This window comes from Rummeliibacillus suwonensis, from assembly GCF_007896435.1.
Taxonomy (GTDB): domain Bacteria; phylum Bacillota; class Bacilli; order Bacillales_A; family Planococcaceae; genus Rummeliibacillus; species Rummeliibacillus suwonensis.
Window position 1 is genome coordinate 2,352,925 of the sequence record NZ_VCBL01000001.1, and the last position, 16,073, is coordinate 2,368,997.

The 16,073-nt window shown below is 37.0% G+C and carries 10 protein-coding genes; all 10 read right to left on the bottom strand.

The annotated features are described in order from the left end of the window. Positions 1–17 precede the first annotated feature (17 nt). The 10 genes from hslU to prpB all read right to left on the bottom strand — a co-directional run bounded on the left by hslU (position 18) and on the right by prpB (position 16,072). The gene (hslU, locus tag FEU33_RS10790; RefSeq protein WP_146549370.1) at positions 18–1,415 is read right to left on the bottom strand and encodes an ATP-dependent protease ATPase subunit HslU; all 1,398 of its coding nucleotides are present in this window, start codon (positions 1,413–1,415) and stop codon (positions 18–20) included. After that, entirely contained in the window at positions 1,412–1,960 is a 549-nt protein-coding gene (gene hslV / locus FEU33_RS10795) for an ATP-dependent protease subunit HslV (RefSeq protein ID WP_146549371.1), read from the bottom strand. Before hslV ends, hslU begins: the two co-directional genes overlap by 4 nt. A 19-nt stretch (positions 1,961–1,979) precedes the next feature. After that, on the bottom strand, positions 1,980–2,879 hold the full coding sequence (xerC, locus tag FEU33_RS10800; RefSeq protein ID WP_146549372.1) for a tyrosine recombinase XerC: 900 nt from the start codon (positions 2,877–2,879) through the stop codon (positions 1,980–1,982). Between the two features lie 465 nt (positions 2,880–3,344). Then, positions 3,345–4,661, bottom strand: a complete 1,317-nt coding sequence (gene trmFO / locus FEU33_RS10805; protein WP_146549373.1) for an FADH(2)-oxidizing methylenetetrahydrofolate--tRNA-(uracil(54)-C(5))-methyltransferase TrmFO — start codon at positions 4,659–4,661, stop codon at positions 3,345–3,347. Positions 4,662–4,690: 29 nt separating this feature from the next. Further along, positions 4,691–6,766: a type I DNA topoisomerase gene (gene topA / locus FEU33_RS10810; RefSeq protein WP_146549374.1), complete on the bottom strand. Its 2,076-nt coding sequence runs from the start codon at positions 6,764–6,766 to the stop codon at positions 4,691–4,693. A 92-nt stretch (positions 6,767–6,858) separates the two neighbouring features. Beyond that, positions 6,859–7,755 carry a DNA-processing protein DprA gene (gene dprA, locus FEU33_RS10815; protein WP_146549375.1) on the bottom strand — a complete coding sequence of 299 codons (897 nt, stop codon included), beginning with the start codon at positions 7,753–7,755 and terminating at the stop codon, positions 6,859–6,861. A gap of 647 nt (positions 7,756–8,402) precedes the next feature. After that, positions 8,403–9,305: a succinate--CoA ligase subunit alpha gene (gene sucD, locus FEU33_RS10820; protein ID WP_146549376.1), complete on the bottom strand. Its 903-nt coding sequence runs from the start codon at positions 9,303–9,305 to the stop codon at positions 8,403–8,405. A 16-nt stretch (positions 9,306–9,321) separates the two neighbouring features. Then, the gene (sucC, locus tag FEU33_RS10825) at positions 9,322–10,482 is read right to left on the bottom strand and encodes an ADP-forming succinate--CoA ligase subunit beta (RefSeq protein ID WP_146549377.1); all 1,161 of its coding nucleotides are present in this window, start codon (positions 10,480–10,482) and stop codon (positions 9,322–9,324) included. A gap of 1,080 nt (positions 10,483–11,562) precedes the next feature. Then, positions 11,563–14,997: a pyruvate carboxylase gene (pyc, locus tag FEU33_RS10830; protein WP_146549378.1), complete on the bottom strand. Its 3,435-nt coding sequence runs from the start codon at positions 14,995–14,997 to the stop codon at positions 11,563–11,565. Positions 14,998–15,163: 166 nt separating this feature from the next. Continuing rightward, a complete protein-coding gene (prpB, locus tag FEU33_RS10835) occupies positions 15,164–16,072 on the bottom strand; it encodes a methylisocitrate lyase (RefSeq protein ID WP_146549379.1) in 909 nt (302 codons plus the stop codon). Position 16,073: the final 1 nt, after the last annotated feature.

Genomic DNA, 16,073 nt, shown 5'->3' on the forward strand with positions numbered 1-16,073 from the left:
ATACTTTAGATTATAAACTATAAAATAAACTGTGACAAATCTTTGTTCTTGACAATCTCGTTAAGCTTTTCATCCACATAGCTTTCAGTGATTTCAATACGGGCTGGCGAAATGTCAGCTGCTTCAAATGACAATTCTTCCAATAGGCGTTCTAGGATTGTATGCAAGCGTCTTGCACCAATATTGTCTGAATCTTGGTTCACATTCATTGCAATTTCTGCGATGCGTTCGATCGCTTCATCTGTAAATGCAATTTCAACACCTTCAGTGGCAAGTAATGCTTGATATTGAAGAATCAACGAATGATCAGGCTCTTTTAAAATACGTACAAAATCTTCTTTTGTCAATTTTTCTAATTCAACACGAATTGGGAATCTCCCCTGCAATTCAGGGATTAAATCAGATGGTTTTGACATATGGAAAGCACCTGCTGCTATAAACAGCATAAAATCAGTTCTTACAAGTCCGTATTTTGTATTAACCGTTGATCCTTCAACGATTGGCAAAATATCACGTTGAACACCTTCACGGGATACATTTGCATTGCCTCCGTTAGCGCTATTACTTCTAGTTGCTATTTTATCTATTTCATCGATAAAGATAATGCCCGTTTCTTCTGCCCGTCGAATTGCTTCTTCGGACACTTCATCATTATCTATCAATTTGTTGGCTTCTTCAATTGTTAGTATACGTCTAGCATCTTTTACCTGTAGACGACGTTTTTTCTTTTTCGGCGGCATGATGTTGGAAAGCATATCCCCCATATTTGTTCCACCCATATCCAAAGCACCAGGGAAAATGCCCATCATATTCGTTTGTTGTTCTGTTACTTCGATGGTTACCCATTCATTTTCCAGCTTACCATCTTGCAATTTTTCAGCAATTTGTGAACGTTTTAAACGAACTTGCGAATCTTCTTCTGAATTTTCCTCAGAAGTATCGCTCTTTTGACCAAATAGAGCCTCAAATGGGTTTTGCGTAGATTGCTTTTTTTTCATACTTGGTACTAATAATTTGACAATCTGATCATTTGCTAATCGTCCAGCCTGTTCTTTTACTTCTTCTTGTTTTTCTTCTTTTACCAGACGATTCGAAATTTCCACTAAGTCGCGTACCATTGATTCTACATCTCGCCCAACATAGCCAACTTCTGTAAACTTTGTAGCCTCAACTTTAAGAAATGGTGCCTTCACAAGGCGAGCAATACGTCTAGCAATTTCAGTCTTACCAACACCAGTTGGACCGATCATCAAAATATTCTTTGGTATTACTTCGTTTCTCATCTCTTCTGAGAGTAATTGTCTACGATAACGGTTGCGCAAGGCTACAGCAACTGCACGCTTTGCCTCATTTTGACCTACAATATAACGATTCAAATACTCTAACATTTCTCTAGGGGTCTTTTGTTGTGTCATTCGTCCAGATCCTCCACGATAATATTATGATTTGTAAATACACAAATATCTGCTGCTATTTCTAAGGATGCTTTTGCAATTTCTTTTGCAGTCAACATATTACCCGTATATTGCTTTAATGCTCTCCCAGCGGATAATGCATAATTCCCACCAGAACCGATAGCCAAAATTCCATCATCCGGTTCTATCACTTCTCCCGAACCAGATACCAATAACAATGTTTCACTGTTCATCACAAGCAAAAGTGCCTCTAATTTTTGAAGCATCTTATCCCCACGCCATTGTTTTGCAACTTCAACTGCAGCCCTTTGCAAGTTCCCATTATACTCCATCAGTCTACTTTCAAACATTTCAAACAATGTGAAAGCATCTGCCACAGAACCAGCAAATCCTGCTAATACTTTGCCATTATACAAACGACGAACTTTTTTAGCTGTGTGTTTCATCACTACAGAATTTCCAAGTGTAACTTGCCCATCGCCCGCCATAGCGCTTTGACCGTTATGCTGTATGGCAAATATAGTTGTTGCATGCAAATCCATCATCATAACCTCCTTCAAAATATTAAGCTCTTGGATGCGTGTTCATATATGTGTGTCGAAGATGTTCTTTCGTAACATGTGTATAAACTTGCGTTGACGACAAACTTGAATGTCCCAATAATTCCTGAACAGTCCTTAAATCCGCCCCGTTGTTCAATAAATGAGTTGCGAATGTGTGTCGTAACATATGCGGATATATAGTGGTTCTTAACTCTGTTTGTTTCATCATATCATTTAAAATATAACGAACACCTCTTGCAGTAAGAGGTCCTCCTCGCATATTAACAAATAGTTTTAGATGTTTTACATCTTTTACAAGTTTAGGACGTGACTCTGCTAGATAACGTTGCATTGCTTCTGCTGCAAAATGCCCAAATGGAACGTATCTCTCTTTTCTGCCTTTTCCCATTACTCTCAAGATGCTCAATGAAAAATCAATATCCTTTAGTTCAATTGAAGTAAGTTCACTTACTCGAATGCCAGTTGCATATAGGAGTTCTAAAAGAGCCATATTGCGCAATGACTTAGAATCTGTACCTTCATTGGAATCAAAGAGTTGAGTTAGTTCCTCTTCATAAAAAAAGTGGGGCAGCCTTAATTCTTTTTTGGGATGATAAAGAGCTTGAAATGCTGTGTCATCCAAATCGTATTCTTTATTTAGAAATCTAAAAAAAGAACGAATGGAAGATATTTTTCTTGAAATGGTCGTTCTTGCCTTTTTTTCTTCATACAATTTTGTTACAAAAAGTCTGGCATGTATGTATTCGACTTGTGCCAAATCTTCCACACCTTCTACTTGAAGAAATGTAAAAAATTCGAGTATATCTGTCCGATAGTCTCGAACTGTTAAAGGAGAAAAATTTCTTTCCAGTTGAATATAAGTAACAAACTGTTCAAGTGCCTGCTCAAACTGAATGTCCATATGAACACCTCATTTACTCACGTCCTCCTCCCTATTTTCTCACTGTCCATCAATTAAATAAAGTGAGAACGCTTTCTACAACTTAGAATATGGCAATTTTCAGTAGATTTATGACATTTTTGTGTACAATCCCATAAACATCCCACTAATAGTATACCTAATTATGGAATTTTTTATTCTAAATAATATAAAATGAAGCTTTAAATTAGTAGGGTTTTCTTCTTCCCCACTGAACTAGAGGAACTCAGGTTAAGAGCGCCACGTCCTGTGGCAACACCTGAGCGACCAACCTCTTGTGGGTACGAACCAATCAGGCGCATGCGGCAATTAATTCCCTCACCTATCCTTTCTCGTTTCTCTATCTAAACCTTAAGGTGGGTTAACGCAGGATAAACTTTGCTTTGGAAAATAATTGTCAAAAAAAAGCCCTTAAAAGTATAACAAACATTTAAGGACTTTCGCAAATTAAATTTTTGTAAAGGTTTTAAACTGATGCAGAGCATTTAATGCACGTTCTGCATATTTTTCCCCACGTTCTTGTTTTGATCTGATTTTTTCACCCAATGCAGGGAACAAACCAAAGTTTACATTCATCGGTTGGAAATGTTTTGAATCTGCTTCTGTAATATAACGCGCCATACTTCCTAAAGCAGTGTCAGCTGGGAAAATACATAAATCCTGTTGCAACGCTAAATGCGCCGCATTCACACCTGCAATTAAGCCACTCCCTGCCGATTCTACATATCCTTCAACACCTGTCATTTGACCGGCGAAAAATACAGTTGGATTGCTTTTCAGTTGATACGTTGGCGCTAAAACCTTTGGAGAATTAATAAACGTATTCCGATGCATCACACCATATCGTACAATTTCAACATTTTCTAAACCTGGGATCATACTAAATACTTCTTTTTGTGCTCCCCATTTTAAATGGGTTTGAAATCCTACGATATTGTAAAGTGTTCCAGCCGCATCATCTTGGCGAAGTTGAACAACGGCAAATGGACGTTTACCTGTTCTAGGGTCTTCTAAGCCTACTGGTTTCATAGGACCAAATAGCATCGTTTTGGGACCTCTTTCAGCCATTACTTCGATCGGCATACATCCTTCAAAGTATTTTTCCTTTTCAAACTCGTTTAACGGTGCTTTTTCTGCTTCAACAAGAGCTTTCCTGAAAGCATAAAATTCCTCTTCTGTCATAGGACAGTTTAAGTAAGCGGCCTCGCCTTTATCATAACGAGATTTTAAATATACTTTTTCCATGTCAATACTGTCTTTTTCAATAATAGGTGCAGCGGCATCGTAAAAGTATAAATAGTCTTCACCAGTTAACTGTTGGATTTTATCCGCTAAAGCTTTTGAAGTTAGGGGACCTGTCGCAACTACCGTGATTCCTTCCCCTGGAATTTCCGTTACTTCTTCATTAATGATTTCTACAAGAGGATGATTTTTCACTTTTTCAGTAATATAACCTGAAAACTCATGACGGTCCACAGCTAGTGCTCCGCCAGCCGGTACAGAACAATGATCTGCCGCTTCCATAATAATAGAGTCTAATTGACGCATTTCTTCTTTAATGACGCCTACTGCGTTCGTCAAATTGTTTGCACGCAATGAATTACTACAAACAAGTTCAGCAAATTGATCAGTGTGGTGTGCAGGTGTTTGTTTCACTGGGCGCATTTCATATAAACGAACTTGTACGCCTCTTTTAGCAATTTGCCAAGCAGCTTCACTACCTGCTAAACCAGCCCCGATTACATTTACAATTGGTGTTGTCATTCTTTTGTTACCTGCTTTCTAAAAATACATCATTGTGTAGGTTCTTCTTTATAGTCGCAACTTGTGCATTGAACTTGAATTCCCTTTTTAATTTTCTTTTCTACCAATAGTCCATTACATTTTGGACATGGGCGGTTGATCGGTTTATCCCATGATACGAAATCACATTCTGGATAACGATTGCATCCGTAAAAAATTCGTTTTGTCTTACTTTTTCTTTCGACAATTTCTCCTTCTTTACATTTTGGACATTTAACGCCGATTTGCTTCATAATTGCCTTTGTATTACGACATTCTGGGAAATTACTACAAGCCATAAATTTTCCGTAACGCCCCAATTTAAAGACCATAGGCGCCCCGCATACTTCACAATCTTCACCTGCAGGTTCATCTTTAATCTCTACTTTTTCCATTGCAATTTCTGCATGTTTCACGTCTTTCTCGAATTTCTGATAGAAATTATCAATAATTTGAACCCATTTAGTATTTCCATCTTCAATACTATCTAAGTCTTTCTCCATTTGAGCTGTAAATTCAATATCAATAATTCCTGGGAAAAATTCAAGCACTAGCGAATGGACAATTTCACCTAGTTCCGTTGGAATAAACCGTTTTGCTTCTAACGAAACATAGCCACGTTTCTGAATAGTATCTAACGTAGGTGCATAGGTGGATGGACGTCCAATTCCAAGTTCCTCCAGTGTTTTAACTAGGCGTGCTTCAGAGAAACGTGGAGGTGGTTGAGTGAAATGCTGTTTAGGTTCGATTTTTAAGCTTTTCACATGATCCCCTTTTTGCAATGGGGGTAAGATTTTATCTTTTTCCTCTTTTTGATCATCTGAACCTTCGATATACAGTTTCATAAAACCAGGAAATTTAACGTTTGAGCCTGAGGCACGAAATACAATCTCCCCATTTTGTAAATCAGCAGTCACCGTATCTAATATAGCTGGAGCCATTTGGCTTGCAACAAATCGATCCCAAATCAAACGATATAAACGTAATTGATCTCTTGATAATACCGTTTTCAATTGATCAGGGTGACGTAATGTACTGGTTGGGCGAATGGCTTCATGAGCATCTTGAGCATTTTCCGATTTTTTTGCTTGTTGTGTGATTAAAGTCGTGTACTCTTTACCATAGTTTTGTTCAATATAGTCATGAGCTTCTTTTTTAGCTGTTTCAGAAATACGTGTCGAATCTGTACGCATATAAGTGATTAAACCTACTGTACCTTCTTTACCAATATCAATACCTTCATACAACTGTTGTGCAAGCATCATTGTTTTTCGTGCACGGAAATTCAATTTTCTTGCTGCTTCTTGTTGTAAGGAAGAAGTGGTAAACGCTGGTGATGCATTTCTTTTGCGTTCTCTTTTGACAACCTTAATGACTTCAAAATCTTCACCTTTTATTTGATCAAGAATTTGTTTCACCTGTTGTTCATCTGACAATTTAAGTTTTTCTTTTGTATTCCCATAAAATAGTGCATCAAATGTTTGTTTTTCTTTTTGGAAGCTACCATCGATAGTCCAATATTCTTCCGGTTGGAAATTTTTAATCTCGTTTTCTCGATCAATGATCAAGCGCAGTGCAACCGATTGAACCCGGCCTGCTGATAAACCTTTTTTGACTTTCTTCCATAATAAAGGACTAATGTTATAGCCAACAAGACGGTCTAAAATTCTTCTAGCTTGTTGTGCATCTACTAAGTCCATATCAATTGGACGTGGATGCTTAAATGACTCTTTTATCGCATCCTTCGTAATCTCATTAAATACTACTCGGCAATCTGATTTACTATCGATATTTAGAGCAGTCGCTAAGTGCCAAGCTATTGCTTCCCCTTCGCGGTCTGGATCGGCTGCGAGATAGACTTTTTTTGCTCTCTTGGCTGCCGATTTTAAATCTTGTAATACAGGTCCTTTCCCACGAATCGTTATATATCTTGGTTCGTAATTATTTTCTGTATCAATTCCCATTTGACTTCTTGGCAAATCACGAACATGTCCAATAGAAGCCTTTACTTTATATTTTTTTCCTAAGTATCGCTCGATTGTTTTTGCTTTTGCGGGCGATTCCACTATAACTAAATAATCTGACATTAAAGTTCCCCCTATAGAGGTGATGTTTCAATTTCAAAAGAATTACCTGTTGCAAAATGTATACCACAAATCCAAAATTTGCAACCTTTTTTTCATTTAGAAAATAAAAATCCTTCTATTTCTTCTATTATTTGATAACCGTTCCATACTGGTGTTGCACCTTCTGCTAACAATTTGTGTGGTCCTTTAGAAAGTGTTTTTGTAATATCACCAGGCACAGCGAAAATAGGTTTACCATTTTCTAAGCCATGATCAATTGTACTGAATGTACCACTTTTTTCTGCTGCTTCTGTGACAAGTATGCCTTCTGAAATACCACTAATAATCCGATTGCGCATCGGAAAATACCATTTTTGCGGTTTTACATATGGTGGATACTCACTAATAAGCAAATGTTCTTTCGCTATTATTTCAGCCAGCTTTCGATTCTCCCGTGGATAAAGGTGAAAGAAACCATGACCTAACACTGCTATCGTCTGTCCAGCAAAGCGTAATGCTGCTTCATGAGCCATACGATCAGCGCCTTTTGCTAATCCACTTACAATGACATAATCTCTGTCTACTAATGGCGGCACAATATAATTTAATACAGCTTCAGAATAACTTGTAGCTTGCCTTGATCCAACTATAGCAATTCTACGCCAATTCTTCAAAATATCAACTAATCCTTTTGTATAAAGTACAACTGGTGGGTCATATAATGCAAGTAATTTGTTAGGATACATTGGGTGGTGAAAAGGGATGGGGAAGATATTATGTTCTTCATACGCCTGTTTTAAAGGGGATATGAGCGTATGGACATAATTTTCTTGTAAATATTTAGCTTTTTCGACGGATAAATTCAAATATTTTGCAATATCTTGAGGAGACATTCGTTCTAATTTTTGCAATTTCGGATCTACTTTAAGTAATGATTGTAGCCTGTTAAGGGGAACAGGAAATACATAATGTAGTGCAAGTAATCTTTCTGAAAAATTCACATCGAACATAGCTTCCCTCCATTTTTAATTTATAAAAAGCCCCATTAATTGTTGATTTTTTAACGTAACTACTAGAATAAATAGTGGCAAATTTTATGAGAAAATAAGCTGTCGAACCAAACTCCTCTGATGAAGTTTTTAGAATAGCCACCCAGGAATATGTTTTCTGCAATGAAACTTGCAAAGCGATGCAGGAAGCAAGCGCAGCGAACGACAAGACACATTGGCTCATTTGCAGAGGGCGCCTGCCTATAGCGCATATAAGTTCAAAAGCTTATACAAATACGCTAAAATAGGTATTTGGATTCATTACAAAAAAGCAGAGCTTCATCAAACTGTTAAAAAGCTCCATAAAAATCTTTTGGATATCCTATAGGGTAAAAATCCGCTATATTTTTCGTAGACAAGGAACAACCGCATCGCTTGCTTATCTCTTACTGGGTTTCACTTTCTTACTTTTTGAGTCACAGAAAAGTCCTTTTTCTTCTAAAAAACAATAAAATTATCTTTCCAATCATCCATTGATATCCAACGTTTTTAATAGTCTTTTGCTTTTTCCTAGTCCACGCGGATCTTTACCTGCCTATCAAAAAATTAGCATGATAGGATTTTACTCCTAACATACTATTTTTTCCTTTTAAGATAGCCCTTACATTTTAATGGGTTTTACATTTTTCGTATAAGCCTTTTTCTTTAATGACGCGAATAAATGTTTCTCCAATAACAGCTGGTGTTGGAGCTACTTCGATCCCACATTCATTTAACTTTTCGATCTTTTCTTTAGCCGTACCTTTACCACCAGAAATGATCGCTCCCGCATGCCCCATACGTTTTCCAGGAGGTGCAGTTTGACCGCCTATAAAGCCAACGACAGGTTTTGTCATATTTGCTTTAATCCATTCTGCTGCTTCTTCTTCGGCTGTTCCACCGATTTCTCCAATCATAATAACACCATATGTTTCTGAATCAGCTTCAAATTCTTTTAATACGTCTATGAAATTTGTACCATTCACAGGGTCTCCACCAATACCGACTGCTGTTGTTTGACCAAGACCTGCTACTGTTAATTGATAGACTGCTTCATAAGTTAACGTACCAGAACGTGAAACAACGCCTACATGTCCTTTCTTATGAATATATCCTGGCATAATGCCGATTTTACATTCATCTGCTGTCACAACACCTGGGCAGTTTGGGCCTATTAAACGTGTTTTCTTGCCTTCCATATAGCGTTTAACTTTGACCATATCCAATACTGGAATATGCTCAGTAATACAGACAACCAAATCTAATTCCGCATCAACTGCTTCAAGAATCGCATCTGCTGCAAATGGAGCAGGAACATAAATAACAGATACATTCGCTCCTGTCTGTTCGACTGCATCAATAACCGTGTTAAATACAGGTACGCCTTCTACAAAAGTACCACCTTTACCAGGTGTCACACCTGCTACTATTTTAGTACCATAATCTAACATCTGCTTTGTATGGAAAAACGCTGTCGAACCTGTAATGCCCTGTACTAATACTTTTGTATCTTTGTTGATATAAATACTCACCCTTTTTCCACCTTTCTTAACCTACAAGTTCTACAATTTTTTGAGCACCATCACCTAAAGAATCTGCAGCAACAATATTCAAGCCTGATTCTTTCAGTAATTTTTTACCTAGGTTCACATTCGTTCCTTCAAGGCGAACTACTAATGGTACACTTAATCCAACCTCTTTTGCAGCTACGATTACTCCTTCTGCAATTACGTCACATTTCATAATACCGCCAAAAATATTCACTAAAATTCCTTTAACATTAGAGTCAGATAAAATAATTTTAAATGCTTCTGTTACTTTTTCAGCAGTTGCGCTACCGCCAACGTCTAGGAAGTTTGCTGGATGTCCACCATAATATCCAATTATATCCATTGTAGACATTGCCAAGCCGGCACCATTCACCATACAGCCGATATTACCGTTTAAAGTAACATAATTTAAATCATATTTTGAAGCTTCGATTTCTTTTGGATCTTCTTCATCAAAATCTCGCAATTCAACGATATCTTTATGTCTATATAATGCATTACTATCAAAATTAAATTTTGCGTCTAATGCCTGCACTTCGTTTTCCCCTGTTATGGCTAGAGGATTAATTTCTAAGATGGAAGCATCTTTTTCTACAAATGCGTTATACACGCCTAACATTAGCTTCGCCGTTTTATTAATCAAATGATTTGGAATATTCATATTAAACGCAAGGCGTCTTGCTTGGAATTCAGTAAGACCAACAACTGGATCAACGATTTCTTTAAAAATTTTCTCTGGAGTTGTTGCCGCTACCTCTTCTATATCCATGCCGCCTTCTTCTGAGCCCATGACAGTCACTCTTGAAGTGGCCCTATCTACTAAAAAGCTTAAATAATATTCTTTTTTGATATCCGAGCCAGCCTCTATGTATAGACGCTTAACTTTTTTCCCTTCCGGACCTGTTTGATGTGTAACAAGTATTTTTCCTAATAATTCTTTAGCATAAGAACGAACTTCTTCTAAATTTTTAGCGATCTTCACTCCGCCCGCTTTACCACGTCCACCTGCATGGATTTGTGCCTTCACTACTGTAACCTTTGAATCTAATTCCTTGGCTACTTTTACTGCCTCTTCTGGTGAAAAAGCAACTCGGCCAGCAGGAACCGCTACCCCATATTGACGAAGTATTTCTTTGCCTTGATATTCGTGGATGTTCACACATTTTCCTCCCATCTTAAATTTCATAATATTATGAAATACATGTATATTGTATATAAATCATAGATTTATGTCCATAGTCTGCCTTATGACATTTTTTCATTAAAAAATAACATATTATACTTAAATTAAATAACTCAACTTTTCTAAAAATTTTAATTAGCTAGTTTTTTAACAAAATATGTAGTTGATGGTGAATTCCATTTCTCTATCAAAGACAAGCAATAGAACCGTTTTAGACAATACGTTGAACCCAAAAACATTGTCACAGAATTCGCCTAAAGAGGATATCTTGTATCTTTTATTTATATTTCTTTTTTAAGCATACTAGCAGAATTTTTTAACTTCAAAATTTTTAGACTTTTTATCATTTTGTACTCTCTTTTGCTATTGTAAATGTTAAAAATAGAATACTAGGGTGATTTTTTATAGATATGAGTTGTTACTTTATCCTTATATATGTAAGAACTCGCTACCAAATAACTTGGAATTTTACCTGGTTGTCTTTGTTCTACATGGATATACTTCATGCAAAGCTCTTTACATAGCTTTGCATGAAGTATGGAAGGATAAAAGTAACACCCATAGCTGACCTTGTTGATGTTTACCTTTGATGATCATTCCTTATAGAAGAAGCAGTCTTTTTAAGGATCATTCATTTTCTGGGAAGTCACTGAAAAACGAGAATATCGTCATTTTTGTTAATAAAAATCCATCTATTCTTTCATTTTATAAACCAAAAACCGATTTTATCACGTTGGGGGGGTGAATTCATTTTTCAGTGGCTCCCATTTCTGTTGCGTGAGGACGTCTGGCATTTGTATGGATCTTTAGCTGCTCTCTAATAAGTTTTTCGTAATTTAATTGAAGAAAGATAAAGGTCTTTTAGATTGTCCCTGCAAGCCTTTATAACCCTTAAATTTAAAAGTATGCAACATACTCAATAAGTATGTTTTTTATATGTTTAAAGTGAACTTTTTTTGTATAATTAACGCTATTACTTTATGTTTATTCATTCGAGTTGGGGAGCTCAATGTTTTGTATAAAATAATAGGTTATATTAAAAAGAATTGCTTATGATTATGAAAGTTCAATTAGTAAGTCATCTACTTCAATCGAATCACCGTTTTGTACGTAGATATCCTTAATCACACCATTAAATGGGGCTTGAATCGTTGTTTCCATTTTCATCGCTTCTGTAATGAGTAAATGATCACCCTGTTTAACTTTTGTACCAATATCAACAAGGACTTTCAAAACTGTACCTGGCATTGTTGCACCAATATGTTTTTCATTTTTAGCATCTGCTTTCAATGATTGCTTGATATTGGTTTGAATATTTTCGTCTTTTACACGAATAGTACGAGCTTGACCATTCAATTCAAAATAAACAACGCGTGTACCATCGTTAGCAGCTTCACCAATCGAAACTAACTTGATAAAGAGTGTCTTTCCTTTTTCAATTTCAATACTTATTTTTTCACCAATACGCATTCCAAATAAAAAGGTAGGCGTATCTAAGATGGAAATATCGCCAAAGTGCTTAAACGTTTCAACATATTGCAAAAAGACTTTTGGATAAAGTGCATATGCTGTCACATCATGGGCAGTTGGTTGTTCTTTCATTTCTTTTGCTAATTCTTGTTGCAAAGCATCAAAATCAACTGGTTTCAATAATTCACCTGGTCTTACGTTAATAGGCTCTTTGCCTTTCAAAATGATTTTTTGCAATTCCTTTGGAAAACCACCAGTAGGTTGTCCAAGGTATCCTGAAAAGAGTTCAATAACTGAATCTGGAAAATCAATTGTTTTTCCCTTTTCAAAAATATCATTTTCTGTTAAGTTATTTTGCACCATAAACAGTGCCATATCACCGACCACTTTAGAAGAAGGTGTAACTTTGACAATATCACCAAACAATAAGTTAACTCGGCGATACATGTTTTTTACTTCATTCCAACGCTCACCTAATCCAACAGCTTTTGCTTGTTGACGTAAATTACTAAATTGACCTCCTGGCATCTCGTGACGATATACTTCCGTATTGGATGCTTTCAAACCACTTTCAAAATCGCTATAGTAGGTTCTTACATCGCTCCAATATGCGGAAAGCTCTTCTAATGCATCGATGGATACGTCGGGCCGACGTTTATGATCTTCTAAAGCATAATATAACGTTTGGATATTCGGTTGTGATGTCAATCCTGATAATGCACCAATAGCTGTATCGACAATATCAACACCCGCATCAATGGCCTCTTTATAGGTCAAAATACCATTGCCGCTCGTATCATGCGTATGCAGATGAATTGGAAGATCAACAGTTTCTTTTAATTCGGAAATTAAACGCTGTGCAGCAGATGGTTTTAATAAACCTGCCATGTCTTTAATCCCTAGAATATGCGCACCTGCTTGTTCTAGGGATTTTGCCATTTTTTTATAATAATCAATATTATATTTGGCGCGCGCTGGATCATTCAGATCTCCTGTATAACAAATAGAAGCTTCTGCAATTTTGTTAGCATTGCGTACAGCATCAATTGCTACTTCCATACTTGTTACCCAATTCAAGCTATCGAAAATGCGGAATACATCGACTCCCGCTTCAGCGGATTGTTTTACAAATCGTTGAATTACATTATCTGGATAATTTTTATATCCAACAGCATTGGATGCTCGTAACAACATTTGTAAAAGAGTGTTCGGTGCTAACTTTCTAATTTCTTCTAATCTTTTCCATGGATCTTCTTTTAAAAAGCGATACGCCACATCAAAGGTAGCACCACCCCATACTTCCATCGAAAAAAGATTGGGTAATAATTCAGCAGTGGGCTTTGCAATCGTCCATAAATCTTTCGAGCGAACACGTGTTGCCAATAATGACTGATGTGCATCACGAAATGTAGTATCTGTTAATAATATACGTTGTTGTCCTTTAACCCAATCGGCAACTGCATTTGGTCCCTGTTCATCTAAAATATGCTTGGCACTTGGAGAAAGAGTAGCTAAAGCCTTTGATTTTGGAATGACAGGTACATCAAAATGCGGTTTTGGTCTCTTTTCGACCCCTGGGAATCCATTTACTGTGACATTCGCAATATAGGAAAGAATTTTTGTCCCACGATCTTTTCTTTTTGAAAAAGTAAAAAGTTCAGGTGTATCACCTATGAAGGATGTATCATAGGAACCACTTAAAAAATTAGGATGTTGTACGACATTTTCTAAAAAAGGTATATTCGTTTTTATACCTCGAATTCGAAATTCACGCAGATTTCGAAGCATTTTAGCAGCAGCTTGCTTAAAGGTAACAGCATGCGTTGATACTTTTACGAGCAATGAATCATAATACGGCGTGATGACAGCGCCCTGGAATGCGTCGCCCGCATCGATTCGTACACCAAAGCCTCCACCAGAACGATAGACTGCAATTCGTCCTGTATCTGGCATAAAATGATTAAGTGGATCTTCAGTTGTTATACGGCATTGAATGGCAAAACCATGTGTCTGAATATTTTTCTGCTCTGGAATATTGATCACATCACCATGCAATGTATGGCCTTCTGCAATTAAAATTTGCGTTTGCACAATATCAATATCTGTAATCATTTCCGTAATGGTATGTTCAACTTGTACTCTTGGGTTTACTTCGATAAAGAAGAATTCATCTCCTGATACCAAAAATTCAACCGTACCAGCATTAACATATTGAACATTTTGCGCTAATTGAACAGCAGCTTGACAAATGTCCTGACGTAAACGATGCGATAATGAGACAGAAGGTGCTACTTCCACTACTTTTTGATGTCGGCGCTGTACAGAGCAATCGCGCTCATACAAGTGAACAATATTGCCATGTTTATCTGCCAAAATTTGCACTTCGATATGCTTAGGATGATCGACATAGCGCTCCACGTATACTTCATCATTGCCAAATGCTGCTTTTGCCTCCGACTTCGCACGTGTATAAGCTTCTGCTACCTCGTCTGCATTATGCACAATACGCATACCACGTCCACCGCCACCAAGCGATGCTTTAATAATAATTGGATAACCATATTGTTCACTAAAAGCAAGTACTTCTTCTAAAGAAGACACAGGACCATCACTGCCGGGAATAACTGGAATGCCCGCTCGTTTAGCTTGTTCTTTGGCCTTCACTTTATCTCCGAACATATCTAAATGTTTTGTATCTGGACCGATAAAAATAATTTCTTCTTCTTCACAGCGCTTTGCAAACTGAATATTTTCAGATAAGAAGCCATATCCAGGATGAATCGCGTCCGCTCCACTTAACTTAGCAATCTGTAAAATATTTTCAATATCCAAATAAGCATCGATTGGTTTTTGATGTTCTCCTACTAAATAAGATTCATCAGCTTTGTAACGGTGGTAAGATCCGGTATCCTCTTTTGAATAAATTGCTACAGTTTTGATATTCAACTCATCACATGCACGGAAAATGCGAATGGCAATTTCCCCTCTGTTAGCTACTAATACTTTATGAATTTTTTTCATGTTACCACCTGTTCCTTTTTCAATAGGGGCTAGCTTTTATTTGAGCGAATCATTAAAAATGGTTTTCCAACGTAGTTGCTTCTGATGATTTGCTACTCTTTTTTATTTTAAGTACTAGCCTTTGAGCAATCATGCCTTGGTTTCATATGAGGAGAACACCAAATGATTATTGTCCCTTTGATAAAATGGTTTTCGAAATATTCTTATCTAAAGCTTCAAAATCATCATATGAAATAGTTTCATATAACTCACTGCGCGGTTGCATATCTTTCAATGCTTCTTTTTGTGTACCTTCTTCTTTAATTAATTGGAATACACGCTCATAAGCCTTTGCTGCCACCCGCATAGATGTTACAGGGTAAATGACCATTTGATAGCCCATTTTTTCAAATTCTTCTACGGTATAGTACGGTGTTTTTCCAAATTCAGTCATATTTGCTAACAATGGTATATCTATTTCTTGAGAAAATTGTTTGAATTCTTCTTCACCCTGAAGAGCCTCTGGGAAAATAGCATCCGCGCCCGCTTCAATATAAGCTTTTGTACGTGTGATTGCTTGATCTAAACCTTCTACAGCACGTGCATCTGTTCGCGCAACGATGACAATCGATGGTGCTACTTGTTTAATCATTTGGATTTTTTGTACCATTTCATCTTGAGTCACTAATTTTTTCCCGTTGAGATGGCCGCATTTTTTCGGTAAATCTTGGTCTTCTATTTGAACGGCAGCAACACCCGCTTCTTCCATTTCACGAGCTGTCCGTGCAACATTTAGCACACCGCCAAATCCTGTATCAATATCTACAAGAAGTGGTAAATTTGTCGCGCGAATAATTTCACGCGCGCGATCTGCTACTTCATCTGAATTAACGATTCCTAAATCAGGTAAACCACGACTTGCCGTATAAGCTGCTCCTGATAAATAGAGCGCTTCAAATCCTGCTTTTTTAGCCATTAACCCAGCCATCGCATCATGTGCGCCAGGAATTTGTAAAATGCTAGATTGTGCTATTAATTCACGAAATTTCGTTGCAAGTTCCTTTTGAGAAACAGGTTGGTTTACAATCCATGCCATA

What these genes read in the sequence shown, in the direction of transcription:
- hslU (WP_146549370.1), bottom strand. Translation starts at nt 1,415, where the DNA reads ATGACACAACAAAAGACCCCTAGAGAAATGTTAGAGTATTTGAATCGT.
- hslV (WP_146549371.1), bottom strand. Translation starts at nt 1,960, where the DNA reads ATGATGGATTTGCATGCAACAACTATATTTGCCATACAGCATAACGGT.
- xerC (WP_146549372.1), bottom strand. Translation starts at nt 2,879, where the DNA reads ATGGACATTCAGTTTGAGCAGGCACTTGAACAGTTTGTTACTTATATT.
- trmFO (WP_146549373.1), bottom strand. Translation starts at nt 4,661, where the DNA reads ATGACAACACCAATTGTAAATGTAATCGGGGCTGGTTTAGCAGGTAGT.
- topA (WP_146549374.1), bottom strand. Translation starts at nt 6,766, where the DNA reads ATGTCAGATTATTTAGTTATAGTGGAATCGCCCGCAAAAGCAAAAACA.
- dprA (WP_146549375.1), bottom strand. Translation starts at nt 7,755, where the DNA reads ATGTTCGATGTGAATTTTTCAGAAAGATTACTTGCACTACATTATGTA.
- pyc (WP_146549378.1), bottom strand. Translation starts at nt 14,997, where the DNA reads ATGAAAAAAATTCATAAAGTATTAGTAGCTAACAGAGGGGAAATTGCC.
- prpB (WP_146549379.1), bottom strand. Translation starts at nt 16,072, where the DNA reads ATGGCATGGATTGTAAACCAACCTGTTTCTCAAAAGGAACTTGCAACG.